The organism is Pseudomonas sp. FFUP_PS_473, assembly GCF_002858665.1.
Classification (GTDB): Bacteria; Pseudomonadota; Gammaproteobacteria; order Pseudomonadales; family Pseudomonadaceae; genus Aquipseudomonas; species Aquipseudomonas defluvii.
This window is the reverse complement of record NZ_PJQQ01000025.1, coordinates 59,353-78,234: the sequence shown is the minus strand read 5'-3', so window position 1 is coordinate 78,234 and position 18,882 is coordinate 59,353. Positions and strand designations below refer to the sequence as shown.

The window sequence follows — 18,882 nt, the reverse complement described above, 5'->3', positions numbered from 1 at the left end:
TGGCGTCCCCTAGGGGACTCGAACCCCTGTTACCGCCGTGAAAGGGCGGTGTCCTAGGCCACTAGACGAAGGGGACACACTACAACTTTTCACTCCCTGCTGCGTTTCGCTGTGTGCTTTACGCTGCAAGTGGCGCGCATTCTAGGGGTGCTTTGAAGAGTCGTCAACCCCCAGATACAAATTTATTTAAATCAATGACTTCCCCCTGCTTTCCAGCCCGCTCAAGGCTCGGCAGGATCAGCCGACACAGGGGAAGGCACTGCGCCTTTACTGATGAGCGACGACCCTCGAACAGGTCTATCCGGTTAAAAGCTAAGCCACTACACTCAAACGGTAAATAACCCTGCATGAGGCGTTAACGGTGACACCACTTCTGATCACCCTGCTTATAGTGGCCGGGATCGCACTATTGATCGTGATCGGCTACCTGAACAATGTAGTCGAGAACAACAAGCTGGAGCGGGCCCGACTGAAAGTCGAGCTGGCCGAACGCCTGCGCCGTTGTGGCGAAATCACAGAAACCTTTCCTGGCCAGTTGATGACCCCGGCCTTGAAGCTGCTGCTGACCCGCCTGGAACTCAACCTGAACCTGCGCCAACTGGCGCTGGACAAGCACAACAGTGAGATCAAGGCGCGCATCGCCGAACTGGAAGGATTGATTGCCAAAGGTGAGGCCTTGCCGGTAAACAATCCGCCAGGGCCGATCCAGACCGAAGCCCGCGCCAAGGATGTGCGCTTTCTACTTGAAGGCTTGCACAATCAAGTGACCCGTGCAGCCCAGGAAGGTTTCCTGCCGACCAACGAAGCCAAGTACTGGGTCAAGGAAGTCCGTCATATTCTGGTGCTGCTGCATATCGAGTTCTTCAACAACCTGGGCCAACAGGCCTTGCAGCAGAACCAACCGGGCCATGCCCGCCTGGCCTTCGAGCGCGGCGTGCAATACCTGCGAAAGCAGCCGGAACCTGCTGTCTACCAGGAGCAGCTCGCTTATATGGAGAAGCTGCTGGCGCGCGCCAATGCACAGGTGCTGAGTACGCTTGAACCTGCCGAAGACGAGGTCAACGAACTCACCGAGGGCTTGAAGTCCGACACCACTGAAGACTGGAAGAAGAAAGTCATCTACGACTGAAACAGGAAACACCCCCTGCAACGGCATCAGGGGGTGTCAGTGAGAACACAACGCCTGCAATGTTGGCAAGCCCCGCTTCCATACCGTGTGCAACACCCTGGAAGCAGACTTGCCCGTGAGCAGCGTGCTGCCTACATCACCAGGGAGCAGTCCGTTGAGCGCAGGAATATCTCGGCAAGGCGCTCCAGCCCGGCCTGATCCTCAACCGTAAACCGCGCAAGCTTCGGGCTGTCCAGGTCCAGCACCCCAATCAAGCACCCGTCCTTGACCAGCGGGATCACCAGTTCGCTGTTCGAGGCGCTGTCGCAGGCAATGTGCCCTGGAAACGCATGCACATCTTCAACCCGCTGGGTCTGCCGAGTAGCGGCAGCGGCACCGCACACCCCACGGCCAAACGGAATCCGCACACAGGCAACCTGCCCCTGGAACGGCCCCAACACCAACTCTTCGTTACGATTAAGGTAGAAGCCCGCCCAGTTCAGGTCATCGACCTGACTATAGAGAAAGGCCGAGAACTGAGCAGCGTTGGCAATAAAGTCGCGCTCGTCAGCCAGCAAGGCTTCCAGTTGCGCAGCCAGCAGACCATAGCCAGACAAGCCAGCACCGGTTGCATTCAAATCAATCATGTTTCTGCTCCAGCAATTTAAGTCCTACCCAGTAACGGGCGAACTGATAAGCACAACGGCCATTACGATTGCCACGCCCCGTGGCCCAGCGAATCGCAGCCTTTTCCAGTGTTTCATCACGCACCCAGACCAGGTCCGAGGCTTGCGCCAGCTGACTGATCCAGTGCTCGACCACATCCAGAAAGTGTTCCTGAGTGAAGGGATAGAACGACAGCCACAGGCCAAAACGGTCAGACAGGGCGATCTTGTCCTCCACTGCCTCGTTGGGGTGAAGCTCACCGTCGATCATTTTCCAGTTTTCATTGTCGCTCTGCTTCTCTGGCACGAGGTGCCGACGGTTGGACGTGGCGTACAACAGCACATTGTCCGGCGCCTGCTCCAACGAACCATCCAGCACACTTTTGAGCACGCGATAGTCGCTCTCCCCGGCCTCGAACGAGAGGTCGTCACAGAACAACACAAAGCGCTGAGGCAGTTTGTGCAACTGCTCAACCACCCGCGGCAAATCAGCCAAGTGGTCACGCTCGATTTCGATCAACCGCAAACCTGCCGTCGCATACTCCGCCAGCAACGCACGCACCAACGACGATTTACCCGTACCACGCGATCCCCACAGCAGCGCATGATTGGCCGGCATGCCATCGAGAAACTGACGGGTATTGCGCCTTAACTGCTCACGCTGCTGATCGATGCCGATCAGGTCGGACAAACGCATGTCCAGGCTCACGTCCAGCGGCAGCAGGAAGCCACTGCGCCCTTCACGCTGCCAACGGGCAGCCAGGCAATGTCCCCAGTCAATGGCCGGGCGTGGCGCAGGCAAAAGAGGTTCCAACCGCGCCAATACAGCTCCAGCGCGCTCAAGAAAAGCATTCACACGAGAGTCCACATCAATTCCTCAAGACAGATTCAGGCAAATGGGCAAGCGGAATATGCAACAGGACGTGCCAGGAGCCGGGGCTGATCGGCTATGCTTGCGCAGCGCACGGAATGTGAAACTGGCTCGGAACCCATGGATATCAAGTTCACCAATCGCCTGTCCTATAAGCAAGCCAGGCTGACAGTCCTGGCAGGCTTCGTCCTGGGTACCTTGCTCAGTCTTCTCCAGATCGGCATCGATTATGCCAGTGAAGACGCCTCCATCAACCGCGAGATGCGTGCACTCCTGGAAATCAGTCACAACCCGGCCTCCCGAATTGCCTACAACATCGACTCGGAGCTCGCCCAGGAACTGGCTCAGGGCCTGCTGCAGTCGCCCGCGATCATCCAGGTACGCCTGATCGACAACAACGACACCGTATTGGCTGATGTCCAGCGCCCACGCCTGGAAAGCCGCTACCGGGTGCTCAGCGATTTTCTGTTCGGCGAACATCGTGAATTCCAGGAACGCCTGCAGCTCAGCCACATGCCGGATGAGTACCTCGGCACGCTGTTTCTGGAAGTCGATACCTTCGCCTTCGGCAGCCGCTTCCTGAAACGTGCGGAAGTCACCCTGCTCAGCGGCTTTGTACGCAGCCTGGTGCTGACATGCATTCTGCTGACCCTGTTTTACTTCATGCTGACCAAACCGCTGGTTCGGGTAATCCGTGCGCTGAGCAACAGTGACTCACGCAACCCCAACCAAAACAAGCTCTCCTTCCCGCCAGGCCATGAACAGGATGAGATTGGGGTATTGGTAAAAGTCGCCAACCAGCAATTCGTCAGCATGGCGACCGAGATCCAACAACGGCGCAATGCCGAAAATCGCCTGACTGACTACCTGAGCGAACTGGAAAACATCGTCTCGGCACGCACCAATGAACTGCGGGCCAGCAACGCAAGCCTCAGCCGTTCCAATGAAGAACTCGAAGTCGCCCGACGCCGCGCCCTGGACATGGCGCAGGCTCGAGCAGCCTTCCTGGCCAACATGAGCCACGAAATCCGCACACCGCTGAACGGTTTGCTGGGCATGATCGCACTTTCACTGGACAGCCCACTGAATGCCGAACAGCGCCAGCAACTGTCGATTGCCCACGACTCGGGCAAAGTACTGGTGGAACTGCTCAACGATATTCTGGACCTCTCCAAGTTCGATGCCGGACAGCTGGAGCTGGAACGAATCCCGTTCGACCTCGGCACACTGGTGGAGGACACCGCCAGCCTGCTTTCGCAGAATGCCGCCCCCAGCGTCGAGCTCACCTGCCTGATCGATCCGAAATTTCCAGCCCTGGTGCTTGGCGACCCGACTCGGGTCAGGCAGATCGTCAGCAACCTGCTGTCCAACGCCCTGAAATTCACCCGCTTTGGGCGCGTGGACGTACGCCTGCGCAGCGAATCTGGCGGCGTACGCCTGGATGTCTGCGATACGGGCATTGGTATTCCCTACGATGCACAAGTCAGGATATTTCAACCCTTCACCCAGGCCGGGGCTGGCATCACACGCCAGTATGGTGGCACCGGCCTGGGCCTGACCCTGACCAATAATCTCTGCGAGGCCATGCAAGGCCGCCTCAGCATCAGTTCCGAAGCAGGTTTTGGCAGCCAGTTCAGTGCCGAGTTACCGTTGCCAGCCCACACGCTGGCAATCGCACCAGCACCGTTACAAGGACGGATTGCTGCCATCAGCACTGCAGACAGCGGCCTGGATGAACTGCTGGCGACACTGTTGCCTGCCTGGGGCCTTGATTATCGGCGGCACGACAACCTCGACACGCTGCCCGAACAGCAACCTGATCTGCTGATCACCGACAACCTGAGCGGGCTGTTCGACCTACGCCCCACCGTCAAAGCACCGATCCTGCTGATCACGGCATACGGTAACTTCCTGTCCAGCGAACACGCCGCACAACTGGCGCCCTTGCAACAACAAGCACGCCCCCTCACCCGCAGCGCCCTGTACCAGTCATTGCAACGCGCCCTGCACGGCTCAGACAGCCCCACCTCGCCACCCCAGCAGGGCAGCCCGAACAGCGAGCGTCGAGCACACATCCTGCTGGTCGAGGACAACCCGGTTAACCAACTGGTCGCGAAAGGCATGCTGGCCAAGCTCGGCTGCGACGTCAGTGTCGCCAAGCAAGGCGTGGAGGCTCTGGAACAGCTTGAGCGAAACGACTTCGACCTGGTGCTGATGGACTGCAACATGCCGGTGATGGATGGCTACGAGGCCAGCCGGAGGATCCGCCAGAGCGGACGCTGGCCAACGCTGCCGATTATCGCCCTGACCGCCAACGCCATGCCCGAGGAACGTGAGCGCTGCCGCGCGGCGGGCATGAACGACTACCTGGCCAAACCGTTTCGCCGCGAGGAGCTGCTCACCCTGATCAATCAGTGGGTGCCCCTGTAACACGCCGCATACTGCCGACAGTGCTCACTTGAGCAGCGACTCGATCTGCTCCACCAAGGCCTCCGGCTTGGTACTGGGCGCAAAACGACTGACCCGGCCCGTTGCCGGGTCGAAGAGGAACTTGGTGAAGTTCCACTTGATCGCCTGAGACCCCAGCAACCCCGGGGCCCGCTTTTTCAGCTCAACGAACAAGGGATGAGCCGCAGGCCCGTTGACATCGACCTTGGCAAACAGCGGAAAGCTGACGCCGAAGTTCAACTCACAGAAACCTGCAATGGCCCGTTCATCACCCGGCTCCTGCTTACCGAACTGGTTGCAGGGAAATGCCAGCACCACCAGGCCTCGCTCACGGTAACGCTGCCAGAGCTGCTCAAGGCCCTTGTACTGCCCGGTGAACCCGCATTCGCTGGCGGTATTGACAAGCAACACCGCCTTGGCCGGGAAGTCCACCAGGGTTTTCTGCTCACCCTTGATCGTGGTGCAAGGGATGCTCAACAGTGCGTCAGCCATGACCGACTCTCCTTGAATAGTCCACAGGTCAGGTTCGAGGAACCAGGTCCAGGCACACCGAATTGATGCAATAACGCAGGCCTGTCGGCGGCGGGCCATCGGGAAACACATGCCCAAGGTGGGCATCGCAGACCGCGCACGTCACCTCGGTACGGATCATGCCGTGCGAGGTATCACGGATTTCGATCATCGCGCTGTCGGCAATCGGCTCGTAAAAGCTGGGCCAGCCGCAGCCCGAATCGAATTTTGCCCGAGAGTCGAACAACGGCGCGCTGCAGCAGATGCAATGGTAGACACCATCAGTCCTGGTTGAGTTGTACTTGCCACTGAACGGCCGCTCGGTGCCCTTCAGACGACAGACCTGGTACTGCTCCGGGTCAAGCATTGCACGCCATTCGTCGAGGGTTTTGTCGATCTTGTCCATGGGGAAACCTCTGTAACGGAAAAAGCCCGCGTCGTGTCTTTTCGGCAACGCGGGTGGCACGTATTATTGCGCCTCATCAGACGCCAGTCTGGCACCCGCGTTACACGCATTTCAAACGTTTTCACAGCGCAATGCGCGGCGATCTTTTCTAATCGGGATCACATCATGCAGGTCAGCAAATCGAACAAGCTCGCCAATGTCTGCTATGACATTCGCGGCCCGGTGCTCAAGCACGCCAAACGCCTGGAAGAGGAAGGCCACCGCATCCTCAAGCTGAACATCGGCAACCCGGCGCCCTTTGGTTTCGAGGCACCGGAGGAAATTCTCCAGGATGTGATCCGCAACCTGCCGACTGCACAAGGCTACAGCGACTCCAAAGGCCTGTTCAGTGCGCGCAAGGCCGTGATGCAGTACTACCAGCAGAAACAGGTAGAAGGTGTCGGTATCGAAGACATCTACCTGGGCAACGGCGTGTCCGAACTGATCGTGATGTCGATGCAGGCACTGCTCAACAACGGTGACGAAGTCCTGATCCCGGCACCGGACTACCCACTGTGGACCGCCGCAGTCAGCCTGGCGGGTGGCAAACCGGTTCACTACCTGTGCGACGAACAGGCCGACTGGTTCCCAGACCTGGACGACATCAAGGCCAAGATCACACCAAACACCAAGGCCATGGTGATCATCAACCCGAACAACCCGACCGGCGCGGTGTATTCCCGCGAACTGCTGCTGGGTATGCTCGAGCTGGCGCGCCAGCACAACCTGGTGGTGTTCTCCGACGAAATCTACGACAAGATTCTCTATGACGAAGCCGTGCACATCAGCACCGCCTCGTTGGCACCCGACCTGCTCTGCCTGACCTTCAACGGCCTGTCCAAGTCCTACCGGGTTGCTGGCTTCCGTTCCGGCTGGCTGGCCATCTCCGGGCCCAAGCTGCATGCCCAGAGCTACATCGAAGGCATCGACATGCTGGCCAACATGCGCCTGTGTGCCAACGTGCCGAGCCAGCACGCCATTCAGACCGCACTGGGCGGCTACCAGAGCATCAACGACCTGGTACTGCCACAGGGCCGTCTGCTCGAGCAACGCAATCGCACTTGGGAACTGCTCAACGACATCCCCGGCGTCAGCTGCGTGAAGCCGATGGGTGCACTCTATGCGTTCCCGAAAATCGATCCGAAAGTCTGCCCGATCTTCAACGACGAGAAGTTTGTTCTCGACCTGCTGCTCTCCGAGAAGCTGCTGATCGTCCAGGGCACTGCGTTCAACTGGCCATGGCCGGACCACTTCCGTGTCGTGACACTGCCACGTGTGGATGACCTGGAACAGGCAATCGGTCGTATCGGCAATTTCCTCAAGACGTACAAGCAGTAACGCACCGCGAAACCAGCCTGCGCCGCCCCTGGCGCAGGTCTCACACCTAATAAGGTTTTTTCCTACAGCCATTACAGCGTTGGCGCGCGAAAAAATCCGGTGCCTGCCACGCGGGTAAGTACACAGTTTGAAATAGTCCCCCGGTTGAATCAGCGGGGCGGGCACCTTATATACCCGCATACGCTACATTTTTATCCGTCAGGAGAACGTAACAACCATGATGCGCATCTTGCTGTTTGTGGCCACCAACCTCGCGGTTGTGCTGATTGCCAGCATTACCCTGAGTCTGTTTGGCTTCAACGGGTTCATGGCAGCCAACGGGGTTGACCTCAACCTCAATCAACTGCTGATTTTCTGTGCTGTGTTCGGCTTCGCCGGCTCGCTGTTCTCGCTGTTCATCTCCAAGTGGATGGCGAAGATGAGCACCGGCACGCAGATCATCAGCCAGCCGCGCACGCGTCACGAGCAATGGCTGCTCCAGACTGTTGAAGAGCTCTCCCGCGAAGCCGGTATCAAGATGCCGGAAGTGGGTATTTTCCCTGCCTACGAGGCCAACGCCTTCGCGACCGGCTGGAACCGCAATGACGCCCTGGTAGCGGTCAGCCAAGGCCTGCTGGAACGCTTCTCACCCGACGAAGTACGCGCAGTGCTGGCCCACGAGATCGGCCACGTTGCCAACGGCGACATGGTTACCCTCGCGCTCATCCAGGGCGTGGTCAACACCTTCGTGATGTTCTTTGCGCGCATCATCGGTAACTTTGTCGACAAGGTAATCTTCAAGAACGAAGAAGGCCAAGGTATTGCCTACTACGTTGCGACCATCGTTGCCGAACTGGTACTGGGCATTCTCGCCAGCATGATCGTCATGTGGTTCTCGCGTAAACGCGAATACCGCGCTGACGAAGCCGGTGCCCGCCTCGCCGGCACCAACGCCATGATTGGCGCCCTGCAGCGCCTGCGTTCGGAACAGGGCGTACCGGTGCACATGCCTGACACCCTGAATGCCTTCGGCATCAATGGCGGCCTCAAGCATGGCCTGGCTGGCCTGCTGATGAGCCACCCACCGTTGGAAGACCGTATCGACGCCCTGCGCCGTCACGGCTGACCGTTACGCAATAGACAAAAGGGCGACTCAGGTCGCCTTTTTTTGTGTGCAGAACGCTGCATTTCCTGTGGGATGCAGGCGTGCCTGTGATGGCGTCAGCGGGGTGCCTGTGAGTACGCGGCGTCTGCATCGCGGGCAAGCCCGGCTCCTACAGGTTGCGCGTGCTCTGTTGGAGCAGGCTTGCCTGTGATGGCGTCGGTGGGGTGCCTGTGAGTGCGCGGCGTCTGCATCGCGGGCAAGCCCGGCTCCTACAGCCTGCGATGGCGTCAGCGGGGTGTCTGGCCTGTGGTCAGCGTTCGAGCCGATACACATGCTCCAACAAGCCCGCGCTTCCCGCTGCCTGGAACTTTGGGCTCTCCGCGAGAATGTCCCGCGTCTCTTCAAAGGTAATCTGCCACCCTGCGTACAGGGCACGGACTTCTGCCTCAAGTACGGCAAAGGGCGGCCCGTCGATCGTTGATTGATCGTAGTCCAGTGTGATCAACAGCCCCTTGGCGTGTGCCGCCAGCAACGCTTGCAGGTGGCTGGCATAGCGCTGGCGCATCGGTGCGGGCAAGGCAATCAGGGCTGCACGGTCATACAGGGCCGAGCAATCGCCAACATCTTCGGCGGTCAGGGCAAAGATATCGCCACACCAGAGCTCAAGCCCCTCGCACTGGTAGACCTTGAAAGCGCCACGTCGAGATACCTGCGGATGCAACTGATGCTCGCTGAAAAACGCCTCTACCGCACGCTCGGACAACTCAATACCCTGCACCCGCAATCCCTGCCCGGCCAACCAGAACAGATCAAGGCTCTTGCCACACAAGGGCACCAACACCTTGTCGCCCGCCATCAAGCCGAGGCTGGGCCAGTGTCGCTTCAGGTAAGGATTGACCTGATCCAGGTGAAAACCGATCTGATTACGCGCCCAGCGGTCATGCCAAAATTCCGGCTGCATGAATGGCTCCAAAATTTCGATCAAATGATACGAAAACTTATATTAGATTTAGATAAATGAACTGACAGAAGATAACCCCATCTTAACCTCAGGACCTCTTCCATGCTGCCCAGTCTGTTTATTTCCCACGGTTCGCCCATGCTCGCCCTGGAACCCGGCGAGAGCGGCCCTGCCCTCGCACGACTGGCAGAAGCACTGCCTCGACCCAAAGCCATCATCGTGGTCTCTGCGCACTGGGAGAGCCAGGCGTTGTGCGTGAGCAGCCACCCAAGCCCGAAAACCTGGCATGACTTTGGTGGCTTTCCACCGGCACTCTTTGCCGTTCAGTACCCCGCCCCCGGCGCACCAGCACTGGCAGCCCAGATTGTCGAGCAGCTCAAGAGCGCCGGCCTGACGGCTTCGCTCGACCCACAGCACCCATTCGACCATGGCGCCTGGGTACCGCTGTCACTGATGTATCCACAGGCCGACATTCCGGTCGTAGAAGTGTCCCTGCCCAGCCACCTGGGCCCACAGTTACAGGAACGGGTTGGTAATGCCCTGGCTGCGCTGCGCCAGGAAAACATCCTGCTGATTGGCTCCGGCAGCATCACCCACAATCTGCGCGAGCTATCCTGGCACGCAGGCCCGGACAGCGTAGAACCCTGGGCACTGGCATTCCGCGACTGGATGGTGGAAAAGCTCGAAGCCGGTGACGATGCCGCGCTGCTGGACTATCGCCGCCAGGCACCGTTTGCGGTGCGCAACCACCCGAGCGATGAACACTTGCTGCCGCTGTACTTCGCTCGCGGCGCAGGCGAGCATTTCAGCATTGTTCACCAAGGCTTCACCCTGGGTGCATTGGGAATGGACATTTACCGCTTCGACTGAGCCATTCACCCAACCGACAGGCAAAAAAAATCCCCGAACCAGTCGGGGATTTTTTTATGACGCGCGGATCAATCTTCGCGGTAGCGACGCAGCTTCAGCTGCTTGCCGGCAACGCGAGTGTCCTTGAGCTTGGTCAGCAGACGCTCAAGACCGTCTTCTGGCAGCTCAACCAGGCTGAAGCTGTCACGCACCTGGATGCGACCGATTGCTTCACGTGCCAGGCCACCCTCGTTGAGGATAGCGCCGAGCAGGTTCTTGGCAGCGATACCATCACGCGCACCCAGCGCGGTACGGCAACGAGCGCGACCTTCGCCCAGCGGCATTGGCGCACGACGCTCACGATCACTGCGCTCTGGACGATCACCCGCAGTACGCTCACGCGGAGTGTAGGTCGGCACCAGTGGCTGCTCACGCTCAACCGCTTCCAGGGTCAGCGCCTGACCGTTGGTTGCTTTGCGCAGCAGGGCAGCAGCCAGGGCACGTGGGCTGCAACCGATGTCGGCGGTCAGGCGGTCCAGCAGGTCGCCATGAGTCGACTCAGCGTCGGCTACCAGCGGCGCCAGGCTGTTGGTCAGCTTCTTGATACGCGCATCCAGAACAGCCTGGCCGTTCGGCAGGCGAACTTCGGCAACTTTCTGGCCCGTTACACGCTCGATAACCTGCAGCATGCGACGCTCACGCGGGGTGACCAGCAGCAGTGCACGGCCTTCACGACCTGCACGGCCAGTACGGCCAATACGGTGAACGTAAGACTCAGGATCGTACGGCATGTCAACGTTGAACACGTGAGTGATGCGCGGTACGTCCAGACCACGAGCAGCAACGTCGGTCGCGACGACGATGTCCAGACGGCCATCCTTGAGCGAGTCGATGACGCGCTCACGCTGGTTCTGAGCGATGTCGCCGTTCAGTGCTGCAGCCTTGTAGCCTTTGGCTTCCAGGGCGCTGGCCAGGTCCAGGGTCGCTTGCTTGGTACGTACGAAGGCGATCAGCGCATCGAACTCTTCAACTTCCAGCAAACGCAGGACAGCGGCTACTTTCTGGTCCGCGTGGACCATCAGGTGAGCCTGCTCGATGGCCGTTACGGTCTGGGTCTTGCTCTGGATCTTGACGTGCTTCGGATCGCGCAGGTGGCGCTCGGCGATGGCACGGATAGAAGCAGGCAAGGTCGCCGAGAACAGTACGGTCTGACGGCTTTCCGGCATGGCCTTGAAGATGACTTCCAGGTCGTCCATGAAGCCCAGCTTGAGCATTTCGTCGGCTTCGTCGAGCACCAGGTGATTGACGGTCGCCAGGACTTTCTCATCACGACGCAGGTGGTCGCAGAGACGGCCCGGGGTAGCAACGACAATTTGCGCGCCGTTACGGATTGCTTTCAATTGTGGGCCCATTGGGGCACCACCGTACACGGCCACCACGGTTACGCCCGGCATTTGCTTGGCGTAGGTTTCAAAGGCGGTGGCTACTTGCAGCGCCAACTCACGGGTTGGCGCCAGGATCAGGGCTTGCGGCTCGCGCTTGCTCGGGTCGATGCGATTCAGGATTGGCAGTGCGAAGGCAGCGGTTTTACCGGTACCTGTCTGCGCCTGGCCGATCATGTCATGACCGGCGAGAATAATCGGGATCGATTGTTGCTGAATGGCGGATGGCTCTTCGTAGCCGGTAGCCAATACAGCAGCAACAATGCTCGGATGAAGGTCGAGAGCGGCGAAGCCGCCGGTTTCCTGGGTCATGGGTCTGCCTCTAAGTGCATCCGCAAAGACCCATGCTCCAAAGCTGCGCATGCCTTGTAAGACCCACGGGTCACCCTGGCAGCTTTGTCGGCGGGGATTTGCGAAAACGATTGAAGAAAAAGGAACGTCAAGGAGAGTCCGCTGTGCGGACGCGCAGCCGAAGCTGGCTTCGGGAAATTGCACTACCTAAGACGAGGTCTAGTAAAAGACCGGCGCGTACTATACCTGAAATAGCGCTTCACGTGAGAGTTTTTTATCGAAAGATGACAGCATAGAGCGGCGCCCCGGATTACGCGCATATCGCCCCGGGGCATGGGCTGAATCGATTATTTCAGCAGCCGCCTCAACTCGCCGGGCGGATCGCTCCGATCAACGGTTGCAACGAGTAGCCCAAACGGGGTGCCAACGCATCGGCCCGAGCGACAAGGCCAGGCATGTCCAGCGTCTGCTCGAGGTCTGCCGGGACCAGCAGAATGACGTTACCCTCCTTCACCGGCAGCTCCCAGTAGTGCCGATGATACAGCCCGCGCAACAACGCAGCCCCCAGCGGCTTGCCGTCATCCGCCGCCCACTGGTTGATCACCAGCCAACCGCCGGGATTGAGGCGTTTCTGGCAGTTCTCCAAAAAGCGCCAGGCCAGATGCCCCACGCTCGGCCCGTGATCGGTATACAAGTCGACGAAAATCAGGTCGGCGGTTTCGGCGGTTTCCAGCAGCTCCACCGCATCGCCCACGCGGATATACAGCCGCGGGTCGTCGTCCAGCCCCAGGTACTCAATGGCCAGGCGCGGCACATCCGGGCGCAGCTCGATCACCTCGACATCGTCCAGCGGCAGGAACTTCAGGCAGGCCTGGGTCAGGGTGCCGGCACCAAGCCCGAGGAACAAGGCACTTTCCGGCTCGGCATGGCACAACGCGCCAATCAGCATGGCACGGGTGTAGTCGTACTCCAGCCAGCTTGGATCGGCCGTGAACACACAGCTCTGCTCTATGGCCTCACCGAACTCAAGGAAGCGGTAGTCCTCGACCTCCAGCACACTGATGGTGCCGTACTCGTCGTGAACCTGGGCCAGCAGCCGCTCTACCCGTTCCTCTGTCATCTCGTCTCCCGGCACCGATGCCTGCCCAAGCAAAACCGCCATTGTCCGCCAATGCAGGCAGTGCAACAAGGCGCCTTGCAACTGTTACCATGACCCCAGCCCTCTTTATAATCTGATAACAACCGAGTCTGCGATGAGCCAACCCTGGAGTCCTGACAGCTGGCGCGCCCTGCCGATCCAGCAACAACCGACCTACCCTGACGCGACGCACCTGCACAAGGTCGAGCAGACGCTGGCCAGTTATCCACCGCTGGTGTTTGCCGGCGAAGCCCGCGAACTGCGCCGTCAGTTCGCGGAAGTCACCGAGGGCCGCGCCTTCCTGCTGCAAGGCGGCGACTGCGCCGAAAGCTTCGCGGAGTTCTCAGCGGCAAAAATTCGCGACACTTTCAAAGTGCTCCTGCAAATGGCCATTGTCATGACCTTTGCCGCCGGCTGCCCGGTGGTGAAAGTCGGCCGAATGGCCGGACAATTTGCCAAACCCCGTTCGGCGGGCGACGAAACCATCGCCGGTGTCACCCTCCCCGCCTATCGCGGCGACATCGTCAACGGCATTGGTTTCGATGAAAAAAGCCGCGTACCGGATCCAGAGCGCCTGCTGCAGGCCTACCACCAGTCCACTGCCAGCCTTAACCTGCTGCGCGCCTTTGCCCAGGGCGGGTTTGCCGACCTGCATCAGGTGCACAAGTGGAACCTGGACTTCATCGCCAACTCGGCCCTGGCCGAGAAGTACAGCCAACTGGCCGACCGCATCGACGAAACCCTGGCCTTCATGCGCGCCTGTGGCCTGGACAGCGCACCGCAGCTGCGCGAAACCAGTTTCTTCACCGCCCATGAAGCGCTGCTGCTCAACTACGAAGAAGCCTTCGTGCGCCGCGACAGCCTGACCAACGACTGGTACGACTGCTCGGCGCACATGCTCTGGATTGGCGACCGCACCCGCCAGCTCGACGGCGCGCATGTCGAGTTCCTGCGCGGGGTGAACAACCCCATTGGGGTCAAGGTCGGCCCAAGCATGAACACCGAGGAATTGATTCGCCTGATTGATGTGCTCAACCCGGAAAACGACCCGGGGCGCCTCAACCTGATCGTGCGCATGGGCGCGGAAAAAGTCGGCGACCACTTGCCGGCGCTGATTCGCAGCGTGGAACGTGAGGGGCGCAAGGTGCTCTGGAGTTCCGACCCCATGCACGGCAACACCATCAAGGCGAGCAGCGGCTACAAGACCCGAGACTTTGCGCAGATCCTCAGCGAGGTCAAACAGTTCTTCCAGGTTCATCAGGCTGAAGGCAGTCATGCCGGTGGTATCCACATCGAGATGACCGGGCAGAACGTCACCGAGTGTATCGGCGGCGCCCGTCCGATCACCGAAGATGCACTGTCGGACCGCTACCATACCCACTGCGACCCACGCATGAACGCGGACCAGTCACTGGAGCTGGCCTTCCTGATTGCCGAAACCCTCAAGCAGGTGCGTCGCTAGACCTGTACGCGCCGACACAAACGCCAAAGCCCAAGCCACGGTCCTGACGCTCAAGGACCCTGGCTTGGGTAGCACACCGATGTGTCCGCCTCACACCTTGAACGCCAGCATCACCGCACACAGCACCAGAAACCCGCAGAACAGTGAACGCAGCACCTTCTCCGGCAAGGCATGGGCCAGCTTTACCCCCCAACTGATACTGAGCAGCCCGCCCAGCGCCAAGGGAACGCCCATGCTCCAATCCACGTGCTGATGCACGCCATATGTGACCAAAGTTACCGCCGTGCTGGGCGCCGCCAACGCCAGCGAAAGGCCTTGGGCGACCACTTGAGTCGTGCCGAACACGCTGGTCAGCACCGGCGTGGCAATCACCGCACCGCCCACACCGAACAGGCCGCCCACAACACCGGCGCCACTGCCCAGCACGCCCAGCCACGGCCAGGGTTGGCGCAACTCGCTCGAGGGCGGCGTGCTGCGCATGAACATGCGCGCCAGGTTCCAGACCACCAGCGCGATCAGGAAACCGACAAAGCCCAGGCGCATCGCACCAGCATCCAGGCCCACGGCCCAGATCGAACCCAGCCAGGCAAAGACAAAGCCTGCCGCGGCCAGCGGCAACGCATGCTGCACGGCAATCCGGTTGCGCTGATGGTAGCGCCACAGGGCCAGCAACACGTTAGGCACCACCATCACCAACGCAGTGCCCTGGGCCAATTGCTGATCGAGGCCAAACAGCAGGCCCAGCGCAGGAATCGCGATCAAGCCGCCGCCAATGCCAAACAACCCACCCATCGTACCCAAGGCGGCGCCCAACGCGATGTACATCATCCACTCGATCATTCCGGCCCCTTGAAGGTCATCAATCGTCACATGCTACCCAGCCAGGGCTAGTAGGGAAACGCACAGCAACGCACAATGGCTATGCCAACTACGCAAAGGCGATACAGCCGATGAACCCTGATGCCCTCACCGAACAACTCAGCCTTTTCCTCGATGTTCTGGCGGCAGGCAGCTTTTCCGCAGCCTCACGACGCCACCCGCTAACGCCGTCTGCTGTGGCCCGGCGCATCGACGCCCTGGAGGCCGCCGTAGGCAGCCGACTGTTCGTGCGCAGCACCCACGCGGTGCGTCCCACCCCAGCTGGTAACGCATTCGCCGAGCGCGCCCGGCGTATCGTTGAAGAACTGCGCCTGGCGCGGGCCGAAGCCGTGTCATTGAGCAACGCGCCTGAAGGCCTGATTCGCATTGATGCGCCCGCCGCGTTCGGACGCCGCCATCTGGCGCCTGCAATCGCTGATTTCCTGGTGGCCTACCCAGGCCTGGATGTTCAACTGCGCCTGATCGACAGCTTCGTCGACCTGCATGGCGCGCACCTGGGCGAAGTCGATCTGGTGCTGCGTGCCGGGCCACTGGCCGATACCCGCCTGGTAGCGACACCCTTGGCCTACATGGTGCGCATTGCCTGCGCCAGCCCGGCCTACCTGGAACAGCGCGGTGTGCCGAGCAGCCCGCAGGAACTGCCAGAACATGATGGCCTGGACTGGGACGGCCTGGCCCCGCCGTTCGCCTGGCGTTTTGCCATCGACGGACAGATGCGCCTGCTGCGGCCCTCACGCATGCGCATGAGCGCCAACAACGCAGAAACCCTGTTGTTCGGCGCACTGGCCGGGCTGGGCATCGCCCACCTGCCGACCTGGTTGATCAGCGAGTACCTGCTACGCGGGGAGCTGCTGCCGCTGTTCTGCGACAACGGCCTGCCAGCAGCGGAAAGCAGCGGCATCTATGCCTTGCGCCTGGAGCACGAAACCAACTCCCGCAGCCGCTTGCTGCTTGAGTTCCTCAAGAGCCGCTTCAGCCCGGTACCACCATGGGACCTGGCGTTGCGCAGTGAGCTGCGCTGGCAGTAAGCCCCCCTTTCACGGCACTGCAGACACAAAAAAACCCGGCAAAGGCCGGGTTTTTCGTGGGCGCCAGGAAATTACTTCTTGGAACGGCCCTTGAAGCTGTTGTCGCGAGTGTCGATGTCGATCCACTCGTCGATCTGAATGAAGTCAGCAACCGAGATCTCGGTACCGTTCTTCAGTTTGGCTGGCTTCATGACCTTGCCCGAAGTGTCGCCACGTGCGGCGTTTTCGGTGTACACAACCTGACGGCTGATGGTGGTCGGCAGCTCAACGGAAACCAGACGGCCTTCGAAGAATACGGCTTCGCAGACGTCTTCCATGCCTTCTTCGATGTACGGCAGAACGGCCTCGATGTCTTCGGCGTTCAGTTCGTACATGGTGTAGTCGGAGGTGTCCATGAAGGTGTAGGAGTCACCGCTGATGAACGACAGGGTCGCTTCTTTGCGATCCAGGATCACGTCGTCCAGCTTGTCGTCTGCACCGTAAACGGTTTCAGTCTTGTAGCCGGTCAGCAGGTTTTTCAGCTTGGTCTTCATGATCGCGCTGTTACGGCCCGACTTGGTGAATTCCGCTTTCTGAACCAGCCACGGGTCGTTGTCGATCCGCAGTACGGTACCGGGTTTCAGCTCTTTACCAGTTTTCATTACGAGATATCCGAATTTGGATGGATTTACAAAAATCGAGGCCGCATATCATAGCCAATTTCGGTAAAACTGTACCAGCGTCGTGGCAAGGTCCGGCTGAGCGGCCTGCGTAGCGCACCAACGCCGGGCGTGCGCGTCCAGTTCCGGCCAGTGCGCAAGCAGCTGTTGCCAGGCCGGCCCCATATCACGATCCATGTTCCAGGCACGCCAGAGATCCACCAACGCGGCACTCGCCGCTGCCGACAGACCTTGGGTGTAGTGCTCCAGAAAGGCCTCGAGTTTTTCCCAGTGGGCGTACGCTTCCTGCACATAGATATGCCAGAGCAGTGGGCGCCCAGCCCACTGCGCACGGACAAACGAGTCCTCACCGCGCACCGCGTTGAAATCGCAGCACCACAACAACTGGTCGTACTCGTCCTGGCTGACAAACGGCAGGATCTGCACGGTCAGCGCACCACGGCGAACGATGCTGCCGGGCGCCAGCCCCGTCTCCCCCAGCCACGCCTGCACATCACCAAGAATGCGCCCTTCGGGCACCAGCAAATGGTTGGGCCGACTGTCGGTAGCCAGGGCCTCGAGCCAACTGGCCACACCTGGGTTTTCATAGGCAAACAATGAAATCAGCCGGGCATTGGCGTGTGGTTGCACGCCAATGCCCCGCAAAAACGCCTGCCGCGCCAGCGGATCCTGTTCAAACGCCTGACGCCGCGCCAACAGGCTCGCTTCACGTAGCAGCCCGCCCGTCCTGGCGGTAAAACCCGGAAAGAAAAAGACCTTGCGCAGCCCATTGGCCTGAGGCGACGGTAACCCATGACACCCCTCAACCCAATCCTCGGCACTGAGGTACTCAAGGTTCAACCACAGTACCGGCGTCGGGTGTTCCAGCATGGCCTGAACGTAGGCAGGCGGCAGCTGACAGCCAAAGGCTCCGATCACGACATCGGCCACCGGGGTCGGCTTCCAATCGACGGGCCACTGGCAGACCTGAACGCCTTGCTGCCACTGTTGCCCGGCAGCCGGATCAGCCTGTGGACAAATACGTACGAACGCCCCCAGATCATCCACCCACAGACGCACCGCCAGCCCCTGTTCCGCCACCAACTGCCGGGCCAGGCGCCAGGTGACGCCGATATCGCCATAGTTATCGACCACACGACAGAAGATGTCCCAGGAAGCATTCATGTGAGGCACCTCAGGTATCGGTCAGAAAAAAGCGTGGATTGTCCGGATAAATCATCGCAGACAAAAGCACCGACACTGAAAAAACCCGGAACGGCATGCGACAATTGCATTTTCCTCGCCCTGGCCAGGAGGCTGCCATGCCCCTTCGCGCACGACGTCACGCCCTGAGCATTACCCTAAAACCGTTTCAATTGATCATCTGCATTGCCCTGGGCCTGTGGCTGGGGTTCGCCGCCATCGCGCTGACCATCTGGCTGGCCCTGCATTTTGCGCCGCAAGCCACCGCGCCGCTGAGCCAGGCGGTTGAAACCCTGCGCCCAGCTCCGGTACAGGCGCCTCAACAACCTGCTGCGGCCGATAACCCGATGTTCGAGCGCTACAAGGAAATACTGCGCAAACAGGAAGTGCAGCAGGCCGAGGAGCAGATGGAAAGCAATCCACGTAACCTGTCCAACCCCAAGTGCCAGTTCTGGCTGCAACAGAACCGCACTGCACCAACCGATAAAAGCCGCGCCAACGTCCTGGAATTTTGCAACTGAC

Annotated in this window: 17 protein-coding genes, 1 tRNA gene and 1 pseudogene; 8 read left to right on the top strand and 11 right to left on the bottom strand. The window is 60.0% G+C overall.

Annotation, left to right across the window (positions count from 1 at the left end; translation table 11 throughout):
- A tRNA-Glu gene (locus CYD26_RS17510) sits at window positions 1–76 on the bottom strand.
- A gap of 285 nt (window positions 77–361) precedes the next feature.
- Here CYD26_RS17510 and CYD26_RS17505 point away from each other — a divergent pair.
- Window positions 362–1,129 (top strand): hypothetical protein, encoded by a 768-nt coding sequence (locus CYD26_RS17505; protein ID WP_065760462.1) that lies wholly within the window; start codon window positions 362–364, stop codon window positions 1,127–1,129.
- 131 nt (window positions 1,130–1,260) lie between these two features.
- Here the strand turns inward: CYD26_RS17505 and CYD26_RS17500 are convergent, their stop codons facing one another.
- Window positions 1,261–1,755, bottom strand: coding sequence for a GAF domain-containing protein (locus CYD26_RS17500; RefSeq protein ID WP_065760463.1), 495 nt, complete (start codon window positions 1,753–1,755; stop codon window positions 1,261–1,263).
- Window positions 1,748–2,641 carry an ATP-binding protein gene (locus CYD26_RS17495; RefSeq protein ID WP_102053200.1) on the bottom strand — a complete coding sequence of 298 codons (894 nt, stop codon included), beginning with the start codon at window positions 2,639–2,641 and terminating at the stop codon, window positions 1,748–1,750. Before CYD26_RS17495 ends, CYD26_RS17500 begins: the two co-directional genes overlap by 8 nt.
- 81 nt (window positions 2,642–2,722) lie before the next feature.
- On the opposite strand from CYD26_RS17495, the gene CYD26_RS17490 reads away from it, so the two are divergent.
- Complete coding sequence (locus CYD26_RS17490; RefSeq protein ID WP_099775468.1) at window positions 2,723–5,074, top strand: response regulator; 2,352 nt, start codon at window positions 2,723–2,725, stop codon at window positions 5,072–5,074.
- A gap of 24 nt (window positions 5,075–5,098) precedes the next feature.
- Here CYD26_RS17490 and CYD26_RS17485 read toward each other — a convergent pair whose 3' ends face one another.
- Both CYD26_RS17485 and msrB read right to left on the bottom strand, forming a co-directional pair.
- Complete coding sequence (locus CYD26_RS17485) at window positions 5,099–5,584, bottom strand: glutathione peroxidase (RefSeq protein WP_065760466.1); 486 nt, start codon at window positions 5,582–5,584, stop codon at window positions 5,099–5,101.
- A gap of 28 nt (window positions 5,585–5,612) precedes the next feature.
- Window positions 5,613–6,008, bottom strand: a complete 396-nt coding sequence (msrB, locus tag CYD26_RS17480) for a peptide-methionine (R)-S-oxide reductase MsrB (protein ID WP_099775469.1) — start codon at window positions 6,006–6,008, stop codon at window positions 5,613–5,615.
- A gap of 165 nt (window positions 6,009–6,173) precedes the next feature.
- On the opposite strand from msrB, the gene CYD26_RS17475 reads away from it, so the two are divergent.
- Together CYD26_RS17475 and htpX are read left to right on the top strand one after the other, a co-directional pair.
- A complete protein-coding gene (locus CYD26_RS17475; RefSeq protein WP_065760468.1) occupies window positions 6,174–7,385 on the top strand; it encodes a pyridoxal phosphate-dependent aminotransferase in 1,212 nt (403 codons plus the stop codon).
- A 217-nt stretch (window positions 7,386–7,602) separates the two neighbouring features.
- On the top strand, window positions 7,603–8,490 hold the full coding sequence (gene htpX / locus CYD26_RS17470; protein ID WP_065760469.1) for a protease HtpX: 888 nt from the start codon (window positions 7,603–7,605) through the stop codon (window positions 8,488–8,490).
- A 289-nt stretch (window positions 8,491–8,779) separates the two neighbouring features.
- Here the strand turns inward: htpX and CYD26_RS17465 are convergent, their stop codons facing one another.
- On the bottom strand, window positions 8,780–9,430 hold the full coding sequence (locus CYD26_RS17465) for a thiopurine S-methyltransferase (RefSeq protein WP_102053199.1): 651 nt from the start codon (window positions 9,428–9,430) through the stop codon (window positions 8,780–8,782).
- A gap of 102 nt (window positions 9,431–9,532) precedes the next feature.
- Here CYD26_RS17465 and CYD26_RS17460 point away from each other — a divergent pair, with 102 nt between their 5' ends.
- Entirely contained in the window at window positions 9,533–10,300 is a 768-nt protein-coding gene (locus CYD26_RS17460) for a class III extradiol ring-cleavage dioxygenase (protein WP_102053198.1), read from the top strand.
- 68 nt (window positions 10,301–10,368) lie between these two features.
- On the opposite strand, the pseudogene CYD26_RS17455 reads toward CYD26_RS17460, so the two are convergent.
- Window positions 10,369–12,067, bottom strand: a pseudogene (locus CYD26_RS17455) (DEAD/DEAH box helicase).
- Window positions 12,068–12,376: 309 nt separating this feature from the next.
- The gene (locus tag CYD26_RS17445) at window positions 12,377–13,132 is read right to left on the bottom strand and encodes a spermidine synthase (RefSeq protein ID WP_065760473.1); all 756 of its coding nucleotides are present in this window, start codon (window positions 13,130–13,132) and stop codon (window positions 12,377–12,379) included.
- A gap of 133 nt (window positions 13,133–13,265) precedes the next feature.
- Between CYD26_RS17445 and CYD26_RS17440 the strand changes: the two genes are divergently transcribed.
- Window positions 13,266–14,612 carry a class II 3-deoxy-7-phosphoheptulonate synthase gene (locus CYD26_RS17440; RefSeq protein WP_065760474.1) on the top strand — a complete coding sequence of 449 codons (1,347 nt, stop codon included), beginning with the start codon at window positions 13,266–13,268 and terminating at the stop codon, window positions 14,610–14,612.
- A 90-nt stretch (window positions 14,613–14,702) separates the two neighbouring features.
- Here CYD26_RS17440 and CYD26_RS17435 read toward each other — a convergent pair whose 3' ends face one another.
- Window positions 14,703–15,452 carry a sulfite exporter TauE/SafE family protein gene (locus tag CYD26_RS17435; protein WP_102053197.1) on the bottom strand — a complete coding sequence of 250 codons (750 nt, stop codon included), beginning with the start codon at window positions 15,450–15,452 and terminating at the stop codon, window positions 14,703–14,705.
- Between the two features lie 110 nt (window positions 15,453–15,562).
- Here CYD26_RS17435 and CYD26_RS17430 point away from each other — a divergent pair, with 110 nt between their 5' ends.
- Entirely contained in the window at window positions 15,563–16,519 is a 957-nt protein-coding gene (locus tag CYD26_RS17430; RefSeq protein WP_065760476.1) for a LysR family transcriptional regulator, read from the top strand.
- 71 nt (window positions 16,520–16,590) lie between these two features.
- On the opposite strand, the gene efp is transcribed toward CYD26_RS17430, so the two are convergent.
- Both efp and earP read right to left on the bottom strand, forming a co-directional pair.
- Window positions 16,591–17,160 (bottom strand): elongation factor P, encoded by a 570-nt coding sequence (efp, locus tag CYD26_RS17425; RefSeq protein ID WP_102053196.1) that lies wholly within the window; start codon window positions 17,158–17,160, stop codon window positions 16,591–16,593.
- A 48-nt stretch (window positions 17,161–17,208) separates the two neighbouring features.
- Complete coding sequence (gene earP / locus CYD26_RS17420) at window positions 17,209–18,342, bottom strand: elongation factor P maturation arginine rhamnosyltransferase EarP (RefSeq protein WP_102053195.1); 1,134 nt, start codon at window positions 18,340–18,342, stop codon at window positions 17,209–17,211.
- 137 nt (window positions 18,343–18,479) lie between these two features.
- Here earP and CYD26_RS17415 point away from each other — a divergent pair, with 137 nt between their 5' ends.
- Window positions 18,480–18,881 (top strand): hypothetical protein, encoded by a 402-nt coding sequence (locus tag CYD26_RS17415; protein ID WP_102053194.1) that lies wholly within the window; start codon window positions 18,480–18,482, stop codon window positions 18,879–18,881.
- Window position 18,882: the final 1 nt, after the last annotated feature.

Bases quoted from the DNA above. Each gene is read 5' to 3' on its own strand.
- CYD26_RS17500 (WP_065760463.1), bottom strand. From the start codon at position 1,755: ATGATTGATTTGAATGCAACCGGTGCTGGCTTGTCTGGCTATGGTCTG.
- CYD26_RS17490 (WP_099775468.1), top strand. From the start codon at position 2,723: ATGCTTGCGCAGCGCACGGAATGTGAAACTGGCTCGGAACCCATGGAT.
- CYD26_RS17485 (WP_065760466.1), bottom strand. From the start codon at position 5,584: ATGGCTGACGCACTGTTGAGCATCCCTTGCACCACGATCAAGGGTGAG.
- msrB (WP_099775469.1), bottom strand. From the start codon at position 6,008: ATGGACAAGATCGACAAAACCCTCGACGAATGGCGTGCAATGCTTGAC.
- CYD26_RS17475 (WP_065760468.1), top strand. From the start codon at position 6,174: ATGCAGGTCAGCAAATCGAACAAGCTCGCCAATGTCTGCTATGACATT.
- htpX (WP_065760469.1), top strand. From the start codon at position 7,603: ATGATGCGCATCTTGCTGTTTGTGGCCACCAACCTCGCGGTTGTGCTG.
- CYD26_RS17465 (WP_102053199.1), bottom strand. From the start codon at position 9,430: ATGCAGCCGGAATTTTGGCATGACCGCTGGGCGCGTAATCAGATCGGT.
- CYD26_RS17460 (WP_102053198.1), top strand. From the start codon at position 9,533: ATGCTGCCCAGTCTGTTTATTTCCCACGGTTCGCCCATGCTCGCCCTG.
- CYD26_RS17445 (WP_065760473.1), bottom strand. From the start codon at position 13,132: ATGACAGAGGAACGGGTAGAGCGGCTGCTGGCCCAGGTTCACGACGAG.
- CYD26_RS17440 (WP_065760474.1), top strand. From the start codon at position 13,266: ATGAGCCAACCCTGGAGTCCTGACAGCTGGCGCGCCCTGCCGATCCAG.
- CYD26_RS17435 (WP_102053197.1), bottom strand. From the start codon at position 15,452: ATGATCGAGTGGATGATGTACATCGCGTTGGGCGCCGCCTTGGGTACG.
- CYD26_RS17430 (WP_065760476.1), top strand. From the start codon at position 15,563: ATGAACCCTGATGCCCTCACCGAACAACTCAGCCTTTTCCTCGATGTT.
- efp (WP_102053196.1), bottom strand. From the start codon at position 17,160: ATGAAAACTGGTAAAGAGCTGAAACCCGGTACCGTACTGCGGATCGAC.
- earP (WP_102053195.1), bottom strand. From the start codon at position 18,342: ATGAATGCTTCCTGGGACATCTTCTGTCGTGTGGTCGATAACTATGGC.
- CYD26_RS17415 (WP_102053194.1), top strand. From the start codon at position 18,480: ATGCCCCTTCGCGCACGACGTCACGCCCTGAGCATTACCCTAAAACCG.